This window comes from Sphingomonas sp. (assembly GCF_041661825.1).
Lineage (GTDB): Bacteria > Pseudomonadota > Alphaproteobacteria > Sphingomonadales > Sphingomonadaceae > Sphingomonas.
Genome location: NZ_JBAZTU010000005.1, coordinates 263,759 through 284,453 on the forward strand (window position 1 = coordinate 263,759; position 20,695 = coordinate 284,453).

Annotated in this window: 23 protein-coding genes and 1 tRNA gene; 9 read left to right on the forward strand and 15 right to left on the reverse strand. The window is 65.9% G+C overall.

Annotated elements, in window-relative coordinates; translation table 11 throughout:
* The first annotated feature begins 13 nt into the window (after positions 1-13).
* Together WC729_RS23445 and WC729_RS23450 are read left to right on the forward strand one after the other, a co-directional pair.
* Positions 14-1,225: a hypothetical protein gene (locus WC729_RS23445; RefSeq protein ID WP_372856873.1), complete on the forward strand. Its 1,212-nt coding sequence runs from the start codon at positions 14-16 to the stop codon at positions 1,223-1,225.
* Positions 1,222-3,132 carry an asparagine synthase-related protein gene (locus tag WC729_RS23450; protein ID WP_372856874.1) on the forward strand — a complete coding sequence of 637 codons (1,911 nt, stop codon included), beginning with the start codon at positions 1,222-1,224 and terminating at the stop codon, positions 3,130-3,132. The genes WC729_RS23445 and WC729_RS23450 overlap by 4 nt, the downstream gene beginning before the upstream one ends.
* Before the next feature lie 36 nt (positions 3,133-3,168).
* On the opposite strand, the gene WC729_RS23455 is transcribed toward WC729_RS23450, so the two are convergent.
* Complete coding sequence (locus WC729_RS23455; protein ID WP_372856875.1) at positions 3,169-3,348, reverse strand: hypothetical protein; 180 nt, start codon at positions 3,346-3,348, stop codon at positions 3,169-3,171.
* 336 nt (positions 3,349-3,684) lie between these two features.
* Between WC729_RS23455 and WC729_RS23460 the strand changes: the two genes are divergently transcribed.
* The 4 genes from WC729_RS23460 to WC729_RS23475 are packed head-to-tail and all read left to right on the forward strand — an operon-like array spanning position 3,685 to position 5,917.
* Positions 3,685-4,209 carry a phage tail protein gene (locus WC729_RS23460; protein WP_372856876.1) on the forward strand — a complete coding sequence of 175 codons (525 nt, stop codon included), beginning with the start codon at positions 3,685-3,687 and terminating at the stop codon, positions 4,207-4,209.
* 38 nt (positions 4,210-4,247) lie between these two features.
* Positions 4,248-4,784: a phage tail protein gene (locus tag WC729_RS23465; RefSeq protein WP_372856877.1), complete on the forward strand. Its 537-nt coding sequence runs from the start codon at positions 4,248-4,250 to the stop codon at positions 4,782-4,784.
* A gap of 14 nt (positions 4,785-4,798) precedes the next feature.
* Positions 4,799-5,347 (forward strand): phage tail protein, encoded by a 549-nt coding sequence (locus WC729_RS23470; protein ID WP_372856878.1) that lies wholly within the window; start codon positions 4,799-4,801, stop codon positions 5,345-5,347.
* A 15-nt stretch (positions 5,348-5,362) separates the two neighbouring features.
* Positions 5,363-5,917, forward strand: coding sequence for a GNAT family N-acetyltransferase (locus WC729_RS23475; protein ID WP_372856879.1), 555 nt, complete (start codon positions 5,363-5,365; stop codon positions 5,915-5,917).
* Between the two features lie 69 nt (positions 5,918-5,986).
* Here WC729_RS23475 and WC729_RS23480 read toward each other — a convergent pair whose 3' ends face one another.
* The 5 genes from WC729_RS23480 to WC729_RS23500 all read right to left on the reverse strand — a co-directional run bounded on the left by WC729_RS23480 (position 5,987) and on the right by WC729_RS23500 (position 8,955).
* Positions 5,987-6,289, reverse strand: a complete 303-nt coding sequence (locus tag WC729_RS23480) for a hypothetical protein (RefSeq protein ID WP_372856880.1) — start codon at positions 6,287-6,289, stop codon at positions 5,987-5,989.
* A 120-nt stretch (positions 6,290-6,409) separates the two neighbouring features.
* Positions 6,410-6,886, reverse strand: a complete 477-nt coding sequence (locus WC729_RS23485; protein WP_372856881.1) for a lasso peptide biosynthesis B2 protein — start codon at positions 6,884-6,886, stop codon at positions 6,410-6,412.
* Positions 6,858-7,121, reverse strand: coding sequence for a PqqD family protein (locus WC729_RS23490; RefSeq protein ID WP_372856882.1), 264 nt, complete (start codon positions 7,119-7,121; stop codon positions 6,858-6,860). Before WC729_RS23490 ends, WC729_RS23485 begins: the two co-directional genes overlap by 29 nt.
* On the reverse strand, positions 7,118-8,023 hold the full coding sequence (locus WC729_RS23495) for a sulfotransferase domain-containing protein (RefSeq protein WP_372856883.1): 906 nt from the start codon (positions 8,021-8,023) through the stop codon (positions 7,118-7,120). Before WC729_RS23495 ends, WC729_RS23490 begins: the two co-directional genes overlap by 4 nt.
* Positions 8,020-8,955: an HPr kinase/phosphorylase gene (locus tag WC729_RS23500; RefSeq protein WP_372856884.1), complete on the reverse strand. Its 936-nt coding sequence runs from the start codon at positions 8,953-8,955 to the stop codon at positions 8,020-8,022. Before WC729_RS23500 ends, WC729_RS23495 begins: the two co-directional genes overlap by 4 nt.
* Positions 8,956-9,137: 182 nt before the next feature.
* Here WC729_RS23500 and WC729_RS23505 point away from each other — a divergent pair, with 182 nt between their 5' ends.
* Complete coding sequence (locus tag WC729_RS23505) at positions 9,138-10,280, forward strand: aminotransferase (protein WP_372856885.1); 1,143 nt, start codon at positions 9,138-9,140, stop codon at positions 10,278-10,280.
* Between the two features lie 137 nt (positions 10,281-10,417).
* Here WC729_RS23505 and mtnA read toward each other — a convergent pair whose 3' ends face one another.
* The 5 genes from mtnA to WC729_RS23530 all read right to left on the reverse strand — a co-directional run bounded on the left by mtnA (position 10,418) and on the right by WC729_RS23530 (position 13,370).
* Complete coding sequence (mtnA, locus tag WC729_RS23510) at positions 10,418-11,455, reverse strand: S-methyl-5-thioribose-1-phosphate isomerase (protein WP_372856886.1); 1,038 nt, start codon at positions 11,453-11,455, stop codon at positions 10,418-10,420.
* A complete protein-coding gene (gene mtnC / locus WC729_RS23515) occupies positions 11,452-12,087 on the reverse strand; it encodes an acireductone synthase (RefSeq protein ID WP_372856887.1) in 636 nt (211 codons plus the stop codon). Before mtnC ends, mtnA begins: the two co-directional genes overlap by 4 nt.
* Positions 12,088-12,630: an acireductone dioxygenase gene (locus tag WC729_RS23520; RefSeq protein ID WP_372856888.1), complete on the reverse strand. Its 543-nt coding sequence runs from the start codon at positions 12,628-12,630 to the stop codon at positions 12,088-12,090.
* Positions 12,627-13,268: a methylthioribulose 1-phosphate dehydratase gene (locus WC729_RS23525; protein WP_372856889.1), complete on the reverse strand. Its 642-nt coding sequence runs from the start codon at positions 13,266-13,268 to the stop codon at positions 12,627-12,629. The genes WC729_RS23520 and WC729_RS23525 overlap by 4 nt, the downstream gene beginning before the upstream one ends.
* A gap of 28 nt (positions 13,269-13,296) precedes the next feature.
* A tRNA-Gly gene (locus WC729_RS23530) sits at positions 13,297-13,370 on the reverse strand.
* 284 nt (positions 13,371-13,654) lie between these two features.
* On the opposite strand from WC729_RS23530, the gene WC729_RS23535 reads away from it, so the two are divergent.
* Entirely contained in the window at positions 13,655-14,953 is a 1,299-nt protein-coding gene (locus WC729_RS23535) for an isoprenylcysteine carboxylmethyltransferase family protein (RefSeq protein ID WP_372856890.1), read from the forward strand.
* On the opposite strand, the gene WC729_RS23540 is transcribed toward WC729_RS23535, so the two are convergent.
* The 4 genes from WC729_RS23540 to WC729_RS23555 form a co-directional block, all read right to left on the reverse strand.
* Positions 14,950-16,203 carry an RNA polymerase sigma factor gene (locus WC729_RS23540; RefSeq protein ID WP_372856891.1) on the reverse strand — a complete coding sequence of 418 codons (1,254 nt, stop codon included), beginning with the start codon at positions 16,201-16,203 and terminating at the stop codon, positions 14,950-14,952. The genes WC729_RS23535 and WC729_RS23540 overlap by 4 nt on opposite strands.
* A 314-nt stretch (positions 16,204-16,517) precedes the next feature.
* Entirely contained in the window at positions 16,518-16,958 is a 441-nt protein-coding gene (locus WC729_RS23545; protein ID WP_372856892.1) for a YciI family protein, read from the reverse strand.
* A gap of 150 nt (positions 16,959-17,108) precedes the next feature.
* Positions 17,109-18,482 (reverse strand): glutamate--cysteine ligase, encoded by a 1,374-nt coding sequence (locus WC729_RS23550; RefSeq protein WP_372856893.1) that lies wholly within the window; start codon positions 18,480-18,482, stop codon positions 17,109-17,111.
* Positions 18,483-18,514: 32 nt separating this feature from the next.
* Positions 18,515-19,264 (reverse strand): 16S rRNA (uracil(1498)-N(3))-methyltransferase, encoded by a 750-nt coding sequence (locus WC729_RS23555; RefSeq protein WP_372856894.1) that lies wholly within the window; start codon positions 19,262-19,264, stop codon positions 18,515-18,517.
* Positions 19,265-19,456: 192 nt separating this feature from the next.
* On the opposite strand from WC729_RS23555, the gene WC729_RS23560 reads away from it, so the two are divergent.
* Positions 19,457-20,692 (forward strand): HD-GYP domain-containing protein, encoded by a 1,236-nt coding sequence (locus WC729_RS23560; protein WP_372856895.1) that lies wholly within the window; start codon positions 19,457-19,459, stop codon positions 20,690-20,692.
* Positions 20,693-20,695 lie beyond the last annotated feature (3 nt).

Here is a 20,695-nt window from a genome sequence, read left to right on the forward strand (position 1 = left end):
TTCGCGGTCCTTCATGACAGACACCAGCCTTCTCGACGCGGCCGCACCGATCGACCGCTTTCGCACGGTGCTGATGGCCGACTCCGCGCTGCAGCAACGGCTGAGCGGGATCGCCGAGCAGGAGATCTTCGTCGACGCGATGATCGCGGCTGCGGCGGACGCGGGTATCGCGATCACGCCGGATGAGGCGAACGCCGGGTTGAAGTCCGATCCACTCGGCATGTGGCGCTTCAGCGGTGCGCCGATCACCAGCCACACCGCGCCGGAAGGGGATTGGCTGCCGATTGCGATCGTGCCGAGCATGGGCGAACTGGCGGTGGATTGGGCCCATTTCGCCGGGCGGCCTCTGGCCGATTCCTTCTTCGAGGATTCGCTGCGCCGGGCACGGCATCAGCCGCTCAACCGGCTGGTGCGCCCGCGCACGCCGCTCCAGGCGCTTGCCGCGCCAGCCGGCGAGGAACCGCGTGCCCCGGCGGGTTTCGTCTTCCACCAGTCGCGCTGCGGTTCGACCCTGGTGTCGCAGATGCTTGCGGCCGATGTCCGCAATGTCGTGGTGTCGGAAGCGGCGCCGATCGATTCGATCGTGCAGCTCGTGGCGGCGCGCACCGACGTGCCGGTCGAGCAGCGGGTTGCGCTTCTGCGTGCGATCGTCGGCGCGCTTGGCCGCGACCGGCTGGGCGGGGGCGGCCATTATGTCGTCAAGCTCGACAGCTGGCATACGCTCGCGCTGCCGCTGTTCCGGCTCGCCTTTCCCGACACGCCCTGGATCTTCCTGTACCGCGATCCGGTCGAGATCCTCGTCTCGCATGCGCGCATGGCGGGGGCGCAGACCGTCCCCGGCGCGATGCCGTTCGAACCCTATGGTATCGAGAACGCCGCCGAGATGGCGCCGGACGATTATGCCGCTCGCGCGCTCGGGCGCACCGCCGAGGCGGTGATCGAGCATCTCGGGCTCGGCGGGGGCATGCTGGTCAATTATGAGGAGCTGCCGGAAGCCGTCGAGGCGCGCATCCTCCCGCATTTCGGCATCGTCCCCGACGAAGCGGCAAGGGCTGCGCTGGCGGCGGCATCCGGCCGCGATGCGAAGGCGCCGCTCGAACGCTTCGCCCAGGACAGCGACGCGAAGCAGCAGGCCGCGAACGAGAAGCTCCGCGCCAATGCGGCGCTCCATATGGACGACCCCTATCGCCGGCTCGAAGGGCTTCGCCGCGCCGGCAAAAAATGAGCGCGATCTTCGGCATCGTTCGATTTGACGGCGACCCCGTATCGGCACGCGAGCTCGAGCGGATGGGCCACATCCTCGTGCACCGTGGCCCCGACGGCCGGTACACGACGATTGAAGATGGTGCCGGCATTGGACATTGCCTGCTGCGGGTGAATCGGGAGGATTGGTACGAGGCGCAGCCGATCCAGGACGGTGGCCTGACCCTCGTCGCCGACCTGCGGCTCGACAATCGCGAGGCGCTGGCCGGGGCGATCGGCATCGCCGCCGATGTGCTGCGCGACATGCCCGACAGCGAAGTGCTGCTTGCTGCCTACCGGCTTTGGGGTGAGGATTGTATCGACCATCTGCTTGGAGATTTCGTCTTCGCGCTCTGGGATGCGCGCTCACGCACGTTGCTGATGGCGCGCGATCCGATGGGCCAGCGCGGCGTCTATTTCCATCATGGCGATGGCTTCTTCGCCTTTGCCAGTGAGGTGAAGGCGCTCTGGGCGGTGGAGGGCGTGCCCCGCCGCCTTTCCGAGCTGGGCATTGCCCAGCGCGTGCTCGCGCCGCTCGATCCCAATCCGGGCGGGACGATCTATGACGCGATCGGCACGCTGGGGGGTGGTATGGTGCTGCGCCTGAACGCCGACGGTGCAGTGTCGAAGCGCACCTATTGGGAGCCTCATGCCGCGCCAGAGCATCTCGGCCGTGACGAGGCCTATTATGTCGACGCCTATCGAGCCGTGGTGACGGAGGCGGTGGCGTGCCGGGTGCGCCGGCTGGCCCGCGCGCCTGCGCTCTGTTTTAGCGGGGGCTTCGACAGCGGCAGCATCGCGGCGATCGCCGGCCCGATCGTCGCGGCGCAGGGACGCCGCATCGTCGCGGTCGCCTCGGTCCTGGACGAGGGCGAGCGCCGGCTGGTCAGCGATGCCCGCGCGGCGGTCGAGGCCTTCCGACCCTATCCATTCCTCGACCTCCATTATTATGTCCGCGGGGAGGAGGGGGTCTTCACTGACCTCGAGACAAGCTTCGCGATGTCGGACGAGAATGCCGGGACGCCCTATGTCCGGCGCGGCCTGCTCCGCATCGCGGCATCCGCCGGCGCCCGGCTCGTGCTGGACGGGCACGGCGGCGACTATACCGTCAACGTGAATGCCAAGGCGATGCTCGGGCGAATCCTGCGCCGCGGCAAGCTGGGGCGTTTCGTGCGCGAGTTCCGGCTGCGCGTGCGGGTGACGGGGCGAACCTGGCAGCAGGTCGTGCGTCACGACGTCCTGCCGGCCCTGCTCCCGTTGCGGGCGTCGCTCGTTGGGCACCTCTTGCGGAACCGGCTGACGCCGGTCTGGCGCAACCGCCCGGTCAATCCGGCATTCGCCAAGACGATGTTCGCAGACGGCGCCATCGATCCCGCGCGGTTGCGCGACGCGCGCGTGATCCATCATCGCTGGCGCGCCTTCTGCCTGCATCATCTGCGCAAGGTGGCCGCGATGCAGCCGACTCACCCGACCCTCGCCGCGGCGCACGGGATGGATTTCTCGCGGCCCTTCCACGACCGGCGTGTGGTGGAGCTTGGTCTCGCCATCCCGGAATCGCTTGAGTTCAGGGGCGGCCTGGAACGCCATCTGGCGCGCCATGTCTTTGCCGATATCCTGCCGGCGCGGCTGCTGGCGCGCGGGCCCGGCAATGATGCCGAGGAGCCCGACATGTTCCGCATGGCGAGGGAGGGTGCGCCTGCCGCGCTTGCCGAGGCGCGGCGGCTGGATCGCGATGGGCGGCTATCCCGCTATCTCGATCTGGACAGGATTGAAAAGATGGTGGCCGAGGCGGACGAGGCGCGAAAGCCCGGACACGCCGCCATATATACTGCAGCCCGGACGATCGCGCTTGCGCGCTTCATCGCGTGGTTTGACGCCAGCAACCGATGATGCGGCAGGCCGCGCGGCCTGCCTGTGCCCTAAAGATCAGGATCCGTACGGGCCGAAGAAGGTCGTGCTGCCGTCTGGCGGATTGTCGGCGACATGGGCCTCGGCATTCTGTGCCACCGAAACGATGACGCGCGGAGTCGACCAGGGTTTGCGCGACTCTGCAGCGGTAGCCGTCAAGGTGTCGGACAGGTCGATAGCAGGCGTGATTGACGTCATGACGAACGATACCCCCATGGCGCATGTTGCACCGAAACAGTTAACCTTGGGACTATGACAGAACGAAAAATGCTGCGCAACAGCGGCGATTGTACGGCGTCGCTGTTGCTGTCCGATTTTAGGTCTCGCCGGCGACATGACCATTTTGTCACGAATAAATATGCGTGATTGCTCATGCGGTTACCAGCTTGTCTTGGTGCGGTGAGAGACTGAACCGACTTTGGCTGCTATTTGCTATTGAGTCTTTGGGGCACACGGTTACAACCATCAGGTCAACACTCGGGGGGCTGGTGTTGCACGATGCTGCGCCTCCTGAAGAACGCGTGAGAGGCTGCCATGACGCAACCATATATCGGTGAAATCAGGTTCTTTGGGTTCAACTTCCCGCCGCGAGGTTGGGCGAGCGCCGCCGGGCAGCTTCTGTCGATCGCGCAGAACCAGGCGTTGTTCGCGCTGCTCGGCACCACCTATGGTGGCAACGGCGTCACGACCTTCGCGCTGCCCGATCTGCGCTCTAGGGTACCGGTCGGCCAGGGTAACAACGGCGGTGTCGGTACCTACGTCATGGGGCAGAAGGACGGCTTTGAGAATGTAACGCTTCTCCAGACCCAGATTCCGCTGCACAACCATTTCCTTGTGGGCACCACGATGACCGCGACGCACCGCCCGCCGATCGGGCGTACGCTCGGCGCGGACACATCCGATACCATCGATTTCTATGCGCCTGGCGGCACGCCGGTGACCCTGGATCCCGCATCGATTGCGACTGCTGGCAGCACCCAGCCACACAACAATATTCAGCCCTATACCACGCTGAATGCCTCCATCGCGCTGCAGGGTCTCTTCCCGTCGCGAAATTGAGGTTTTGAGAAGCGCGGCAGAACGGCACGGAGGACGAAATGAGCAATCCTTTTCTTGGTGAAATCAGAATGTTCGCGGGCAATTTCGCGCCACGCGGCTTTGCGCTCTGTGCGGGGCAGTTGATGTCCATCGCGCAGAACGACGCGCTCTATGCGCTGATCGGCACGACCTATGGCGGCGACGGGCAGGTGACCTTTGGCCTTCCTGACATGCGGGGGCGGCTGCCCATCAACCAGGGACAGGGCCCGAGCCTGTCGAATTATGTCATAGGCCAGATGGCTGGAACGGAATCCGTCACGCTGACGGTCCAGCAGATGCCGGCGCACAGTCACCTGCTTTCCGCGACGACGGCCACCGGAAGCCAGCCCGCGCCTACCAATACGTCGTTTACGGCGACTCTGCTCGGCACAGCCGAGCTGTACGCCGTCCCTGGAGCGAACCCGCTCAAGCAGGGCGCCTTGAACACCAACAGCATCAGCGCGCTGGGCGGCAACCAGCCGCACGAGAACCGGATGCCCGCGCTGGTGATCAATTTCATCATCGCGCTGGAAGGCGTCTTCCCCAGCCGCAACTAATTCGGAGAGCGACCGTGACAGCACCATTCATTGGCGAGATCAGGATCTTTGGGTTCAACTTTCCGCCGCGCAACTATGCGTTTGCTCAGGGCCAGATTCTGCCGATCGCGCAGAACACCGCGTTGTTCTCCATCCTCGGCACTACCTATGGCGGCAATGGCCAGACGACCTTCGCGCTGCCGAACTTCAGCGGCTATGTGCCGATGGGTAACGGCGACGGGCCGGGGCTTTCGTCCTATGTCCTGGGCGAGATCAGTGGCGCGCCGACCGTCACGATCGACACGACTACGATGCCCAATCACAATCATGGCCTGAACGCGGCCGCGCCGAATCCCCAGAATCCGTCGCAGATCGTGGGGACCCCGACGAACACCGCTTTCCTGTCGGCCTCCGGCCCCGGCTCTGCCTATACGAACCCGCCGATCACGCCGGGGACGCTCGTGAACATGGCGCCGACCGCGATCAGCCTCACCGGTGGCGGCCAGCCGCACTCGAACCAGCAGCCCTTTCTGGTGCTGAACTTCTGCATCGCGCTGCAGGGTATCTTCCCACCGCGCAACTGATCGGGACTGTTCCTGGTGATATCGGACAAGGCGCCGTCGGCATTTTCCCTGCCGGCGGCGTTGCTTTCACAAGGCTATAGGCTGCGCCCCGAAACGGAGGACGATACCGTCTTCCTGATGCAGCTCTTCGCCACGACCCGCGCCGACGAGCTGGCCCGGACTCAGTGGAACGACGACCAGAAATGGTCCTTTATTGCGCAGCAATTCGAGTTGCAGCGCCTCCACTATCGCACCTACTATGCCGACACCGCGTTCGACGTGATCGAACATAATGGCCTGCCGGCCGGGCGATTCTATCTCCAGGAAGTCGGGCAGTTCCGCATCATCGATATCGTGCTGATGCCGGAATGGCGCGGCAAGGGTGTCGGCACGGCGATCGTCGAGGCGCTGATCGAAACTGCCCGCGCCCGCGGCAAGGACATCGACATCTTCGTCGAGAAGTTCAATCCGGCGCTCGAATGGTATCGCCGCCTGGGCTTCAAGGAGTTCGACGACACCGACATCTATCTCGAGATGAGATGGATCGTGGACGAAGCCGCCGCAGCACCATCCGGCATCGCCGACAGCTGAGCAATCAACCAGCTCTTGCCCATCCGCATGGGCAGGAATGATCACATCACCGGCAGCGAATAGCGCCGATCAGTTGAACGTCGCGCAATATCGTACGCCGTCCGCGCCCTTGGCGACCGGCACGATGAAGATGGCGACATCGCCGATCGCGTCATGGCGGAACTGATACAGACCCTGCGGCAGGAGCTCGTCATTGCCGCGAAAGATCAGGTCGAAGGGAGCGCGCAAATCCTGCGAATTGTGCTTCAGTGCCTTGATTTCCTCGAGCAGCATCGGCAACGGCGGCAGGCCTTCGGCGACGATCGAGAACGTCGTTCCCACATGCGGCTCGAAGTCCTCCAATTCCTTCCTGTCGATGGCAACGTCCGTCATTTCCAACTCCGCTTGCTCCGGCGATCCCCCGCCGCGTGACGCTGATTGAGTGCCCCAAGCATGCGGGACAATCAAGCGCCGCGGCTGCCCGCACCGGCACGGCACCCAGGCAGGACAGGCTCAGACGAAGCAGCCCAGCTCCGCCATATGCGGGGCGACCGGATAGCCGGTGACCTTCACGCCAGCGGCGTCGAGCCAGGCATGCGCATCGATCGGTTTCGCGTCGCTCTTGCCCGCGCCGAAATGCATCACACTGGGAATGCCGCGCCGGCGCAGCATCGCCTGCGCGGCCATCGCCTGTTGCAGGCACACCGACCTGAACGGCATCCACGGCGCGCTGGTGCGCACCGCCCAGCCGATCTCCTTCGCTATGCGCGCCTGCGCCTCGCCGATGCCGCGGGCCTGGGTCGCGACGCGCGGATCGGTCGGCGACACGAATGCGCCGAATCCCTTGGAGACGCGCCGGAACGGGAAGATCGCCAACGCCAGACGCGCCGCGAGCATGCTCGCTGCCGCTTCGGCCACGAGCAGCTGTCGCCGTGGCCCGAGCGTCAGCGCGGTGCGGAGCTTATGCGCGATCGACCGAGACGGCGCCATGCTTCTCCATCTCCGCCAGGAAGCTGCCGACCTCTGCCTCGCAATCCTCGGGTGACACCTCGAACTCGCGTACCAGCGTCGCACAGACGGTGGCGATGTCGGACGGTGTCTCGATCAGTTCCCAGATACGCGCGCCGACTTCGTTCATGCCGATATATTTGCCGTGCTCGGGGCTCATCATCATGATCTCGTCGCCCACACGGGCGCTGAGCCAGTCTCCCTTCCGCTCGATCAACTTGCGATCCTTTCTTCACCGGCATTCGACAATGGATAGCCCAGGCGCAGCATCATCGCCGCATGATCGGCCTCGATCCGGGCGACCTGGCCGGGCGTAAGCTCGTCGTGCCATCCCCCTGATACCCCGCGCCGGAAAAAACCGCCACCCGGCCGCGCCCGCGGTGCCTCGCGGAATCCGCGCTCGGTTTCCTGCTTCTTGAGCTCGCCGAAATCGGCAAAGCGCACGGCTTGCGCGGCTTCCTCCCGCGTCACCTCGACATCGGCAAAGGCGAGCGCCCGGCGGAAGGTGCCGGCGGCATCGGCCTGCAGATCCTCGTACCGGACGAGATGGACCGGCAGATCGGCCTGGTCGAGCCAGCTTTGGTTGTAACCGCTCCAGCCAGGCAGTTGCTGGCGGAGCTGGTTGGGCTGCCGGTCGCGTTCGCCGCAGAAGGCGGCGTCGGGCCGGCCCATGAACATGATCGACTCGTCGATGGGCCGCGTGCCGTGATTGGCCAGGCTCGGCGCCACGTCGCGCGGATCGCGCACGATCAGGATCGCGCCGTCCGCGCCTTTCAATCCCCCGAGCAGGGGCTCGCCGTCGCTGGTATAGGTCCAGGCGTCATGGGTCTTCACGAAGCGGATATCGCCGATCATGGTCTCGCGTTCGGCTTCCTCTTCGTCGCCCTGCGCGATCGACGCGTAGACGCGGGGGCGCAACCGGTCGCATTCCTCATGAGTCAGCAGGCCGGACGGAAACAGCATCGCATTGTCGAACCAGGCGCGCGCGCTGGCGATGCCGCCCTGGCGGGGCAGGTCGTTGATATCGACCGCTGCATCCTGCCGCAGGTTCGCGACCAGCAACCGGAACCAGGTGTTGCCCGATTTCGGATAGGAGGCGAGCCACCAGGTCTTCTTCAAGCCGCCCGCTCCAGCAGCCCCAGTTCGCGCCAATGCGCTTCGAGCCAGTCCATCACCACCGGCATCTGGGTGAAGGTCATCTCCCGCGTCAGCGTGAACACGCCCGCCCGTTGCGAGATGGTCGCCGCCGCCTGGAAATAAAGGTCGGCCTGCGCCATGCGCCGCACCATCACCGGGCGATAGGCATTGTTGCGCACCATCAGCCCGCCATCGACGATGTTGGGCCGCTCGATCCCCGGCGCATGCGGCGGGCGCGCCTCGCGCAGCACATAGATGGCGGAGAGCGGCAATGCAGCGGCGGTCGCGGCGCGCGGCTCGACATAATATTTCTGGATCGCCGGCCGCACCGGCGCGGCGACGCGTTCGGTCAGCGAGAGCCGGTCGATCGAATTCTGCCACAGCTTCAATTGCCGCCCGTCGGGCTCGACCCAGGGCGTGCCGTCAGCATGGACCGAGATGCCGCAAAAATCGTCGGTGACCAGATCATATCCGGCATCGACCAGCGCTGCCGCCAGAGTCGATTTGCCCGCACCGGACGGGCCGCAGAACAGCACCGCGCTGTCGCGCACGCGCACCGCGCTGGCGTGCAGCACGATGCGGCCGCGCTGGTGCAGCAAGATGCCGAATCCGGTGCTGCTGATGAAGATCGCGGCTTCGTCGATCGAGCTGCCGTCCTGCAGCGCGAACAGGATCTCGCGTCCGCCCGTCAGCAGGATACGCACCACGCCCGGGACTTCGAACAGGAACCGATCCGGCGCGATCTGCCAGTTCACGCCGCTGATCTCGGCTTCATCCAGCGCCGTCGGCACATCGCCGGCGCGGATCGTGACGTCGATGGCCGGCGCGCCGCCTGGATCCAGCGCGATCAGGCCCGGCAGAGCAAGCTCGCTGGCGACGTTAAGTCCCGAAACCAGATAGGAAAACAAATCCATACCCCCGACATGTCGCGCGGCTGGATGGGCCGCAACGACGCTACGCGCTGTGATCGATCCCCGTTCACGCCGCAACCATAGGACCGCGATTTCGCCTTGCGATCAAGCCTCTTGCGTCAAGCCTGCGTCCGGGCGCGGGGCAAATACTGGCGCGCTGCCGCAGGCTGCGGCATGGAGGCGCCATGAACCCGATCTATGCGTCGCTCGGCACCACCATCTTCGAGGCCATGTCAGCCCGCGCGCGGGAGACCGGCGCGATCAACCTGGGCCAGGGTTTCCCTGACGGTCGCGGGCCGGAGGATGTCCTCGCCGAGGCAGCCCGCGCGCTGCTCGAGGATTCGAACCAATATCCGCCGATGCCCGGCACCGCGGCGCTGCGCCAGGCGGTGGCCGATCATTATGCGGTGCATCAGGGGCTCGACCTCACCTCGCAGGAAGTGATCGTCACCTCGGGCGCCACCGAGGCACTGGCCGCGGCGATCCTCGCGCTGATCACGCCGGGCGACGAAGTGGTGATGTTCCAGCCGCTCTACGATGCCTATCTGCCGCTGGTCGAGCGCGCGGGCGGCGTGGCGAAGCTGGTGCGGCTCGAGCCGCCCGAATGGCGCATCACGGCCGAGGCGCTGGCGGCGGTGGCTGGTCCGCGCACCAAGCTGCTGATCCTCAACAACCCGCTCAACCCTACGGGCACGATGATGACCGACGCCGAGCTGTCGCTGCTCGCCGATTTCTGCATCAGCCATGATGCGATCGCGATCTGCGACGAGGTGTGGGAGCATGTCGTGTTCGACGGCGCCGCGCACCGCCCGCTAATTGCCTTTCCCGGTATGCGCGAGCGCACGGTGAAGATCGGGTCGGCCGGCAAGATCTTCTCGCTGACCGGCTGGAAAGTCGGCTGGATGTGCGCCGCCCCGCCGATCGCGCAGGTGCTGGCCAAGGCGCATCAGTTCCTCACCTTCACCACCCCGCCCAATTTGCAAGCGGGGGCGGCGTACGGCCTGGGTAAGGACCCGGCTTATTTCACGGACATGCGCGCGGGCTATCAGCGCTCGCGCGACCGTCTGGCGTCGGGCCTGGAAAAGCTCGGCTATGCCGTGCTGCCCAGCGCCGCGACCTATTTCCTCGCGATCGACCTGCCGCGATCGGGCGTGAACATGGGCGACGTGCAGTTCTGCAACTGGCTGATCGAGGAAGCGGGGGTGGTCTCGGTGCCGTTCTCCGCCTTCTACGCGAAGGACGCGGTGACCAGCGTGGTGCGGCTATGCTTCGCCAAGCAGGATGCGACGCTCGATGCGGCATTGGAGCGGATGGTCAGGCGGCCCTGAGCTTTTCGGCGCGGACTTTTGTCATGCCCCTACGGCATTTTGCGCCGTGACGAACATCGACATTATCAGATAATATCATTATATATTAATGGCTTAATTGGTATCCGGAAATCGTCCTTTTGTTGGAGAGTGTGACATTAATCGTCAACTCGATCCAACAGCCCGCGCTCCGTGAGGTAGCCGGTGACCAGCCGCGCTGGTGTCACGTCGAAGGCCGGGTTGGCCGCGCCTGACGCCGTTACACGGATTCTGCCGCCTTCGCCAACAACGTGAGTCACCTCGTCGGCGCTGCGTTCCTCAATCGGGATGTCGGCGCCGGTGGCGGTCGCCGCATCGAAGGTCGTGTAGGGCAGCGCGACATAGAAGGGCACGTCATTGTCCTTCGCCGCGAGGGCCTTCAGATAGGTCCCGATCTTGTTGCATACATCGCCATTGGCGGTGACCCGGTCGGTACCGACGATCACCGCGTCGACCTGCCCCTGCATCATCAGATGCCCGCCGGCATTGTCGGCGATCACCGTATGCGGCACGCCGTGACCGGCCAGCTCGAACGCAGTGAGCAGGGCGCCCTGGTTGCGCGGGCGGGTCTCGTCGACCCAGACATGCACGGGAATGCCGGCATCATGCGCCAGATAGATTGGCGCGGTCGCGGTGCCGTAATCGACCGTCGCCAGCCACCCGGCATTGCAATGAGTCAGGATGTTGAGCGGCCGGTCAGGGTTCTTTGCGTGCATTTCCCGGAACAGCTCCAGCCCATGCTCGCCGATCGCGCGGTTCAGCTCCACATCCTCGTCGCAGATCGCGTCGGCCCGCGCGAAGGCGGCGGCGGCGCGCTCGCCCGGGGGCAGGGGGCGCACGGCTTCGACCAGCTTGTCGAGCGCCCAGCGCAGGTTGACCGCCGTCGGCCGCGCGGCGAGCAGGGTCGCATAGGCGGCATCGAGCGCTGCGTCCGACCCATCCTCGGCGAGCGCCATCGCCAGGCCATAGGCCGCGGTCGCCCCGATCAGCGGTGCCCCGCGCGTCCACATTTCGCGGATCGCCCGCTCGGCCTCGGCGGCGGTGCGCAGCTCGATCCAGACGATCTTCCACGGCAGCTCGCGCTGATCCATGATGCAGGCGCCGCGCCCGTCGGTGGTGCGCCGGATCGATCGCTGGTGCGACCCTTCGAGCTTCATGCCGTGATATCCCCGAAAGTTGTGATGTCGCCCGAGCTGCCGTCGCGATCGATCAGCAGGGCCTGCATGCCGGCCCCGCGCGCAGCGGCGATCTCCTGCGGCGTATCCGACAGGAACAATATGTCGCCCGGTTCGAGCCCGATCGCGCCGGCGATCGCCGTATAGGACGCGGCCTCGCGCTTCGGCCCAGTGGTCGTGTCGAAATAGCCCGAGAAGAGCGGTGTCAGGTCGCCCGCGTCGCTGTGCCCGAACAGCAATTTCTGCGCCGCAACCGACCCTGATGAGAAGACGTAGAGCGCGATTCCCGCCACATGCCAGCGTCTCAGCGCCGCTACCGCATCGGCATAGATATGTCCGGTGAACGCGCCCTCGCGATAGCCGTCTTCCCAGATCATCCCCTGCAGCGTCTTGAGCGGCGTGGCCTTACGATCCTCGTCGATCCAGCGCGTCAGAGTCGCGACGGGGTCGCCCGGCTCTGCTGCAGCCACTTCGGCGAGGATCGGCGCGGCCGCATCCGGGTGCGCCGCGACGAAGGCCCGCAACCGCTCGCGCGCATAGGGAAACAGCGTCTCTGCCACGAAGGCGATGCTTGAGGTCGTGCCCTCGATGTCAGTCAGGATCGCGCGGGGCATTCAGGTGAGGGCGGGTTCGTGGCGCGGAAAGCGATCGGCGATGCTGTCGCCGGTGAAGCGCGCCACCCAGCCATCCGGATTGACGAACAGCCGGATCGCAGTGAAGCGCGGCGCCGGCCCCATGTCGAACCAGTGCTTCATGCCGGCGGGCACGGAGATCAGGTCGCCTGTGGTGCACAGCATGTTGAACACCCGGCCGCCCTCATGCAGCGTGAACAGACCCTCGCCATCGACGAAGAAGCGGACCTCGTCCTCGCCATGCGTATGCTCGGACAGGAATTTGCTGCGCAGCATTTCGCGATCGGGATGGTCGGGCGCCAGCGCCACCACGTCGACCGACCGATAACCGGCCTCAGCCTTCAGCCGTTCGATCTCAGGCGCGTAGACATCGAGGATCGCTGCCGCATCGGGCAGGGGACGCGTCGGCCAGCGTTCGAACCGGACGCCGATCGTTGCCAGCTCGGCGGCGATCGTCGCTCCGTCGGACGTGTCGAGCAACGGGGTGGCGCCGTCGGTCTCATCGAACACCTGCAAATGGCTCATGCTTCGCTCCCCCGTCCTGAAACGTACCGGAAACCAGCCTCGGCCAGTTCGGCGGCGATCATCCATTCGACCGCCTCGATCACGCGCTCTGCCTCGGCCATGTCGCGGCCCCAGCCGTACAGGCCGTGGCTGCGGATAAGATAAGCGGGTGCAGCGCCCGGCGCCAGCAATCGCGGTGCCATCGCGGCATCGATCACGGCCATGTCCTGGCTGTTGTCGACGATCGGCAGGTCGATGCTCGTTTCGTGTGTGGCGATGCCGGGCAGCGCCTTCAGCATCTCGTGCCCGGCGAGTGTGTAGCTGTGATCTGGAAAGGCCCGGCTCAGGCCCACCGCAGCGGGCGAGTGGCTGTGCAGCACTGCGCCCGCATCGGGAAAGTCGCGATAGAGCGCGAGGTGCAGGGCGGTTTCGGCCGACGGTTTCTTGCCGTCGAGCGAAACGCCGGCTGCATCGACCCGCATCACATCATCCTCGGTCAGCCGGCCCTTGTGGCGGCCCGACACCGTCACCGCGAACGTGCCGTCGTCCAGCCGCATCGAATAATTGCCGGCGGTAGCGGGGGCCCAGCCCTTGCCGTCGAGCCAGCGCCCGACCGCAACGATCGCGGCCCTCGCCTCGGCAAGCGTGGTGGCGGCCATACGGTGCTGATCCCACACAGGTTGGTTGTGGAGCGGGTAGCGGGAATCGAACCCGCGTATTCAGCTTGGAAGGCTGCTGCACTACCATTGTGCTATACCCGCGCTGAGGGCGAATTACCGGCAAGCGCCGATGCGCGCAACCCGCACCGTTCGCGGAGAAGGTGCTTTTGCGGAGCGGCGCGCCGATGGGCCAAAGCCCAAGCCGCTCACCCTCACCCTTCCGCCGCCTTCGGCGGCTCCCTCCCTCTCCCGCCGGGAGAGGGAAGGGGCCCGCTCGGCGAAGCCGAGTGGGAAGGGTGAGGGTGACTGGAATGGGTGACGCAAGTCGCAGCTCGCCCTCTATCCTTCACGGCTTGCTTACCATTCCCGCGCTATCTCCTCGCGCGATGTTCCACGACACGTCCCTCGCGAGTGCCGCCAAGGTCGATCCGCGGCCGAAATCCGCCGTCAGCACCGGTGTCGGACTGGCGGGCCTCGCCGGCCTGCTGACCTGGGTGGGCATCGCGCGCTGGTTCGGCATGGACGGGCCCTATGCGGCTTTGGTCAATGTCGCTGCCTGCGCGCTGCCGATGATCCTCTGGTCGGTGTTTGTCGACAAGGTCCACCGCAATCCCACCACCGGGCTCGACTGGTCCACCGCGAAGCCATGGCGCGAGACGATCGATGTGAGCATGACCAAGCTCGCCGGGCTGTGGCTGACCTGGGCCGGTATCGCGTTGATCTACGGCACCGGGCGCTTCTATTGGGAGGGCAATTTCGCTTTCGCCATGTGGTGCTTCGGCCTCGCCGCGCCGGTGCTGTTCGTCGCCTCCATTCCCTATATCCTCATCCTCGATCGTTATGCGGTCGAGCCGAAGGACGGCTGCTGGTCGCTCGGCGCCTGGCTGATGGGCCTGAAGGAACCGGTCGACCGCGAGGCGATCTTCAATCATCTGCGCAGCTGGGGCGTGAAGGCGTTCTTCACGGCCTTCATGGTCGCGATCGTGCCCCCCGGCTTCGGCGAGTTCATCCGCGCCGACACCAGCCAGGTGCTGCACGATCCCGTGGCGATGGCGAACTGGCTGATCACTTTCATGTTCACTATCGACGTCGCCTTCGCGACCGTCGGCTATATCGTCGCGCTGCGCCCGCTCGATTCGCATATCCGCACCGCCAACCCTTATGCGGCGGGCTGGATGGCGGCGCTGATCTGCTATCCGCCCTTCATCCTGATGAGCGACGGCGGCCCGCTCGATTATCATATCGGCACGGCTGACTGGACTCACTGGTTCCAGGGCCATCCGATCCTGCTGGGGCTGGTCGGTGCGATCCTGGTCGGGCTCACCGGCATCTATGCCTGGGCGACGATCGCCTTCGGCTTCCGCTTCTCGAACCTGACGCATCGCGGCATCCTGACGCATGGCCCCTATGCCTTTTCGCGCCACCCGGCCTATCTGTCGAAGAACCTGTTCTGGTGGATCTCGACCATCCCGTTCCTGACCACGGGCAGCGTCGTCGATGCCGGCCGCGCCGTGCTGCTGATGAGCGCGGTCAGCGGGGTCTATTACTGGCGGGCGAAGACGGAGGAGCGACATCTCGGCCTCGACCCGGCCTATCGCGACTATTCCGACTGGATGGCGCGCAACGGCATGGTGCCGCGCTTCATCGGCTGGATGCTGGGCCGGCCGGCTCCGGTGCGGGACTAAGCGAGCGCGGCGGCGCGCTCCTCCATCAGTTTCCGTTCCCGAACGCTGCGCGCCAGCGTCGCCGCCTTGAGCAAGGCGCATCGCGCCTCATCGTTCCGCCCCAGCCGGGTCAGGAACTCGCCCCGCACGCTGAACAGCAGATGATAGTCGCCGAGCGACCCTTCAGCGATGATCCCGTCGACCAGCGCCAGCCCCACAGCCGGCCCATACGCCATCGCCTTCGCGACCGCGCGGTTGAGATCGACCACGGGCGAGGGCAGCACCCGGTACAGATCGTCATACCGCGCGGCGATGCCCGCCCAATCGGTCGCTTCCGGCGTCAGCGCGCGGGCATGGCAGGCAGCGATGGCGGCCTGCAGCGTGTAGGGACCTGACGGCGACGTTCGTTCCGCGACCGCCAGTGCCTTGAGCCCATGCTGGATCAGGGTCCGGTCCCAGCGCGACCGGTCCTGGTCGAGCAGCAGCACCGGCGCACCGTCCGGCCCGGTGCGCGTGGGCAGCCGCGATGCCTGCAACTCCATCAGCGCGATCAGCCCGTGCACCTCGGCATCCCCCGGGGCGAGCCCGGCCAGGATCCGCCCGAGCCGCATCGCTTCCTCGCACAGCGCCGGCCGGGTCCAGGCATCTTCAGCCGCCGGGGAATAGCCTTCGCTGAAGATGAGATAGATGACCTCGAGCACGGAGCAGAGCCGCGCATCGCGCTCGGCGCCACGCGGCACTTCATAGGCGACATCGGCATTGGCCAGCGCTTTCTTGGCGCGCACGATCCGCTGCGCGACCGTCGTCTCGGATGTCAGGAACGCGTTGGCGATCTCTTCGGTGGAAAGACCCGCGATCAGCTTGAGCGTCAGCGCGACCCGCGCCTCGGTGCCGAGCACCGGGTGGCAGGCCGTGAAGATCAGCGCGAGCAGCTCGTCGCCGATATCGTCATCGATCCTGTCCTCGATCGTCTCGGCCGACAGGTCGACTGGATCGAGCTCGTCGGCCAGTTCCCGGTGCTTGCGCTCGATCATGCTCGACCGCCGGAAGCCGTCGACCGCGCGGCGCTTGCCCGCCGCCATCAGCCAGGCACCCGGATTGCGCGGCACGCCTTCCTCCGGCCATTGCCGGAGCGCTGCCTCGAGCGCTTCCTGCGCCAGCTCCTCGGCCTGCGAAAGATCGCGGGTGAGGCGGGCCAGCCCGGCGATCAGCCTGGCGGATTCGATCCGCCAGACCGTCTCGACCGCCCGCAAGGTCTCCACCGTTCCCATGGCGGCTTTCTAGCCATGGGAACGGCCGGGGCAAGTCGGGTAGATCGCCGCCTTCTTCCTCTCCAGTGGGAGTTTTGCCTGGAGTCAGGTCAATCATGCCCCCGGCATGATTGAGAAATGCCCGGGGGGCATTTCGACCTGTCGCCCGGCAAAACTGATAGTGAAGCTTGGTAGCTTGCTGCCTAGCGTAACTTGGAGAGGGGCTCCGGGAGCTCTCGATAGCTCCCGGAGCCCCTCACCAACTTCGACTAGATCGCTGCGCTCTCAAGTCTCCGTATCCTCTCCCACCGGAGAGGAGGGTGGTATCGATTCACCTACGCTTTGGATTCGCCGTAATTGCCGGTCTGGTTGCGCATCGCCTCTTCGCGCGCCTGCAGTTCGGGCGTGAAGGCTTCGCCGAAATCGGCGGCTTCGAATACCCGACGGATCTCGATCTCGTGATGCGCCCCGTCGGTGTTGGGCACGCGGCGGACCCACTCGATCGCCTCGTCCATCGATTTGACCTGGAGCAGCCAGAAACCGGCGATCAGCTCCTTGGTCTCGGCGAACGGGCCGTTGAGCACGCTGGTCTTGTCCTTCCCCTCGAAGCGGACGCGGGCGCCCAATGACGAGGCGCGCAACCCTTCGCCGCCCAGCATGAGGCCGGCCTTCACCAGCTCTTCGTTAAAGGCCGTCATATCGGCCAGCAGCTGCTCGCTCGGCATGATTTCGGCTTCGGACTCGGCACTTGCCTTCATGATCACCATTACACGCATCGATAGTCTCCTCAGGAGCGATCCCGGGATGCTCCATCCCGTTAAAGATACACTCTGCAGACACGTCGAGCGAGCCGTGCGGGAATCGACACGGTCGCAAAAAATTTTTCAAAAAAATTTTTCGGCGACCCTCCAAGGGAGCCGGAGGGACTAGAATCGCATCTCGTCATAGACCTTCGAGACGTCGCCGCCCCAGGCCCCATGATATTTGTCCAACAGCACCTGCGCCGGCACCTTGCCCGATCGCACGATCTCGCGCAGCGGATCGAGGAAGCCCGTCTCGTTGCTGCCCGACGCATCGAAGCGTGCCCGCGCGGCGAGGCCGGCATTGGCGATGTCGAGCACTTCGCCTGCAATGTCGCGCAGCTTACCGCCGCCGGGGATCGGCGCGCCGAGTGCCAGCCTCGGCACTGAATCGCGCAGCGCCTGGCGCTCGTCGATCGTCCAGTGCTTCACCACGTCCCATGCCGCATCGAGCGCGGTGCCGTCATAGAGCAACCCGACCCAGAGCGCAGGCAGGGCGCAGATCCGCCCCCAGGGCCCGCCATCGGCACCGCGCATCTCGAGGAAGGTCTTCAGCCGCACCTCGGGAAAGGCGGTCGAAAGATGGTCGTTCCAGTCGTCGAGCGTCGGCAGCTCGCCCGGCAGCACCGACAGCTCGCCCTTCAGGAAATCGCGGAAGCTCAGGCCCGCCGCGTCGATATAACGGCCGTCGCGGTAGACGAAGTACATCGGCACATCGAGCGCGTATTCGGCATAGCGCTCATAACCGAACCCGTCCTCGAACACGAAGGGCAGCATGCCGGTGCGCGCCGGATCGGTGTCCGACCAGATATGGCTGCGATAGCTCAGCATGCCGTTGGGCTTGCCCTCGGTGAAGGGCGAATTGGCGAACAGCGCGGTCGCCAGCGGCTGCAACGCGAGCCCGACGCGGAACTTCTTCGCCATGTCGGCTTCGGTCTCGTAATCGAGATTGACCTGGATGGTGCAGGTCCTGAGCATCATGTCGAGGCCGAGGCTGCCGACGCGCGGCATGTGCCGCAGCATGATGGCGTAGCGCCCCTTGGGCATGATCGGCAGCTCGGCGCGGGTCTTGTCCGGCCACATGCCGAGGCCGAGGAAACCGATGCCGAACTTGTCGCCGATCGCCTTCACCTGCTCCAGGTGCCGGCCGGTCTCGGCGCAGGTCTCGTGCAGATTGTCGAGCGGCGCGCCCGACAGCTCGAACTGTCCGGCGGGCTCGAGGCTGATATTGCCGTCCGGGCCGGCCAGCGCGATCACCTTGCCGCCCTCCTCGACCGGACGCCAGCCGAAGTCGGTCAGGCCGTCGAGCAGGTCGAGGATGCCGCCGGGCTCGTCATAGCTCGGCGCGTGATGGTCGGAGAGGGAATAGACGAACTTCTCGTGCTCGGTGCCGATCCGCCAGCGATCGACCGGCTTCTCGCCCTTGGCGAAGCTCTGGATCAGCTGGTCGCGGTGCTCGATGACCGCTGCGTTGCTCTTTGAAACGGTCTTCGTGCTCATGGCGCGCATGTAGCGAGCACAAAGGTCCGAAGCTAGAGGGACCAATCCCCGGCCGCTGCCATCCATAAACTCACCGCCGCCGCCGCTGCGGTATCGGCGCGCAGGATGCGCGGCCCCAGCCCGATCCCCACCGCATCCGGCAGTGCCCGGATCGCCTCCCGTTCCTCCGCATCGAACCCACCCTCGGGCCCGATCAGGATCGCCGCGGGCCCTTTGGCCGCGCGCATCGCCTCAAGTGCGGGCACGCCGCCGGTCTCGTCCGCGAAGAACAGGGTCCGCCCCGCCGGCCAGTCGCGCAGCAACGCCGGCAGCTTCACCGTCTCCGCCAGTTCGGGCACCGCGGTCCGGCCGCATTGCTCGGCCGCCTCGATCATATGGGCGCGCAACCGCTCGGTCTTGGGTCGCTCGACCACTGAACGTCGGGTGACGACCGGCACCAGCCGCGCGACGCCCAGCTCGCAGGCCTTTTCCACCATCCAGTCGATTCGCCCCTTTTTCAACGGCGCTGCGCACAGCCACAGGTCGGGAACTGCCTCGCGCTCGCGCAAAAGCTCGGTCACATCGAGCATCAGGTCGCGCTTGTTGACCGCGGTGGCGATGCCGAGCCACTCGCCGCTCTCGCCATCGAACAGCTTCACCGGATCGCCCGGTTTCGTCCGCATCACTGACAGGAGGTAATGCGCCGGCGCGCCCTCGACGCGCAACTGCACGCCTTCGCTAAGCGGCGTCTCGACGAAGAGTCGCGGTGTCGATTGCGGCGGCCAGGCGGGGGTAGCGGTCATGACCGACTGTTAGCGCGTCGGGGCCGCTCTTGTCGAAGTCTCTCGGATCGCCTGCGCAATCTGCATACACATTGATCCAAGTTACTGAAATTGCGGAGGTCCTGGGTACCTCCTCTTAACCAATGCCGGCGCATGCTGCGTATCGGCACGGGGGATGCCATTAAAACGTACCGACCACCGGGGGGAGGGGCAATGCTGCACAAGGTGCGATCGGATCAGGCGCGGCTGGGCATGTTCGTCCATGCGCTTGACGGATCGTGGTTCGATCACCCGTTCGTGCGGTCGAGCTTCCTCCTGACGCCGCGCACGCTGCAGATGCTCCGCGACAGCGATATCGACACGGTGGTCATCGATGACGAACGGGGCCTAGGTCCGCTGCCGTCCTCCGCGCCGCTGGCGCCCGACCCGGCGGCGGCGCCGCCCGCCATCGAGCCGGCACGCAAGGCATCGCGACCCGGCGTGCCGCGCGCCTTCCTGTCGCACGAGCCGACCGACATGGAGCAGGAACGCAAGCGCGCGATCCAGATCGTCGCCCGCTCCAAGGCGGCGATCGTCCGCACCTTCGAGCAGATCCGCCTCGGCAACCTGGTCAGGGCCGAACAGCTCACCCCGCTGGTGGACGAGATCTCCGCGTCGATGGCGCGCAACCCCTTCGCGCTGACCAGCGTGACTCAGCTCAAGGCGCGGCACGAATATACCTATCTTCATTCGGTCGCGGTCTGCGCGCTGATGATCAGCCTCGGGCGGCGCCTGAAGCTCGACGAGACGCTGATCCGCGATGTCGGTCTTGCCGGCCTGCTCCACGATATCGGCAAGGCCAGGATTCCCCAGCATCTGCTCGACAAGCCCGGGCCGCTCACGGACGAGGAGTTCGCGATCGTCCGCACCCATGCCGAGCGCGGCTATCGCATGCTGCTCAAATGCGGCGGCATTCCGGAGATCGCGCTCGACGTTTGCCGCCATCATCACGAGCAGGTCGGCGGCGCGGGCTATCCCGATCGGCTGGGTGGGCCGGCGCTCAGCCTCTATGCGCGGATGGGCGCGATCTGCGACGTCTATGACGCCGTCACCTCGGCCCGGGCCTATAAGGAGCCCTGGTCGCCCGGCGAAGCGCTGCGCTGGATGCAGAGCTCGGACCGGCATTTCGACCAGGATGTGCTGGAAGCCTTTGCGGGGTGTATCGGCATCTATCCGATCGGCGGGCTCGTCCGCCTGCGCAGCGACCGCCTTGCCGTGGTGCTCGACAGCAATGCTGCCAATCCCATGGCGCCGCCGGTCCGCGCGTTCTTCTGCGCGATCAGGCGCCGCCGGCTGACGCCCGAGCATTGCGCCCCCGGCCATGACGAGATCATCGGGATCGAACGCCCCGACCGCTGGGGCTTTGACGACTGGCCCCATCTGCGCGCGGAGATGATGGCGGCGCACTGAACG

Excerpts from the sequence above, each read along its gene's own strand:
- WC729_RS23455 (WP_372856875.1), bottom strand. The coding sequence starts at position 3,348 with ATGACGTCAATCACGCCTGCTATCGACCTGTCCGACACCTTGACGGCT.
- WC729_RS23525 (WP_372856889.1), bottom strand. The coding sequence starts at position 13,268 with ATGGCCGCCACCACGCTTGCCGAGGCGAGGGCCGCGATCGTTGCGGTC.
- WC729_RS23545 (WP_372856892.1), bottom strand. The coding sequence starts at position 16,958 with ATGCGTGTAATGGTGATCATGAAGGCAAGTGCCGAGTCCGAAGCCGAA.
- mtnC (WP_372856887.1), bottom strand. The coding sequence starts at position 12,087 with ATGCCCCGCGCGATCCTGACTGACATCGAGGGCACGACCTCAAGCATC.
- WC729_RS23450 (WP_372856874.1), top strand. The coding sequence starts at position 1,222 with ATGAGCGCGATCTTCGGCATCGTTCGATTTGACGGCGACCCCGTATCG.
- WC729_RS23540 (WP_372856891.1), bottom strand. The coding sequence starts at position 16,203 with ATGGGAACGGTGGAGACCTTGCGGGCGGTCGAGACGGTCTGGCGGATC.
- WC729_RS23485 (WP_372856881.1), bottom strand. The coding sequence starts at position 6,886 with ATGGCGCCGTCTCGGTCGATCGCGCATAAGCTCCGCACCGCGCTGACG.
- WC729_RS23505 (WP_372856885.1), top strand. The coding sequence starts at position 9,138 with ATGAACCCGATCTATGCGTCGCTCGGCACCACCATCTTCGAGGCCATG.
- WC729_RS23460 (WP_372856876.1), top strand. The coding sequence starts at position 3,685 with ATGACGCAACCATATATCGGTGAAATCAGGTTCTTTGGGTTCAACTTC.
- WC729_RS23550 (WP_372856893.1), bottom strand. The coding sequence starts at position 18,482 with ATGAGCACGAAGACCGTTTCAAAGAGCAACGCAGCGGTCATCGAGCAC.
- mtnA (WP_372856886.1), bottom strand. The coding sequence starts at position 11,455 with ATGAAGCTCGAAGGGTCGCACCAGCGATCGATCCGGCGCACCACCGAC.
- WC729_RS23465 (WP_372856877.1), top strand. The coding sequence starts at position 4,248 with ATGAGCAATCCTTTTCTTGGTGAAATCAGAATGTTCGCGGGCAATTTC.
- WC729_RS23445 (WP_372856873.1), top strand. The coding sequence starts at position 14 with ATGACAGACACCAGCCTTCTCGACGCGGCCGCACCGATCGACCGCTTT.
- WC729_RS23535 (WP_372856890.1), top strand. The coding sequence starts at position 13,655 with ATGTTCCACGACACGTCCCTCGCGAGTGCCGCCAAGGTCGATCCGCGG.
- WC729_RS23500 (WP_372856884.1), bottom strand. The coding sequence starts at position 8,955 with ATGGATTTGTTTTCCTATCTGGTTTCGGGACTTAACGTCGCCAGCGAG.
- WC729_RS23555 (WP_372856894.1), bottom strand. The coding sequence starts at position 19,264 with ATGACCGCTACCCCCGCCTGGCCGCCGCAATCGACACCGCGACTCTTC.
- WC729_RS23480 (WP_372856880.1), bottom strand. The coding sequence starts at position 6,289 with ATGACGGACGTTGCCATCGACAGGAAGGAATTGGAGGACTTCGAGCCG.
- WC729_RS23520 (WP_372856888.1), bottom strand. The coding sequence starts at position 12,630 with ATGAGCCATTTGCAGGTGTTCGATGAGACCGACGGCGCCACCCCGTTG.
- WC729_RS23560 (WP_372856895.1), top strand. The coding sequence starts at position 19,457 with ATGCTGCACAAGGTGCGATCGGATCAGGCGCGGCTGGGCATGTTCGTC.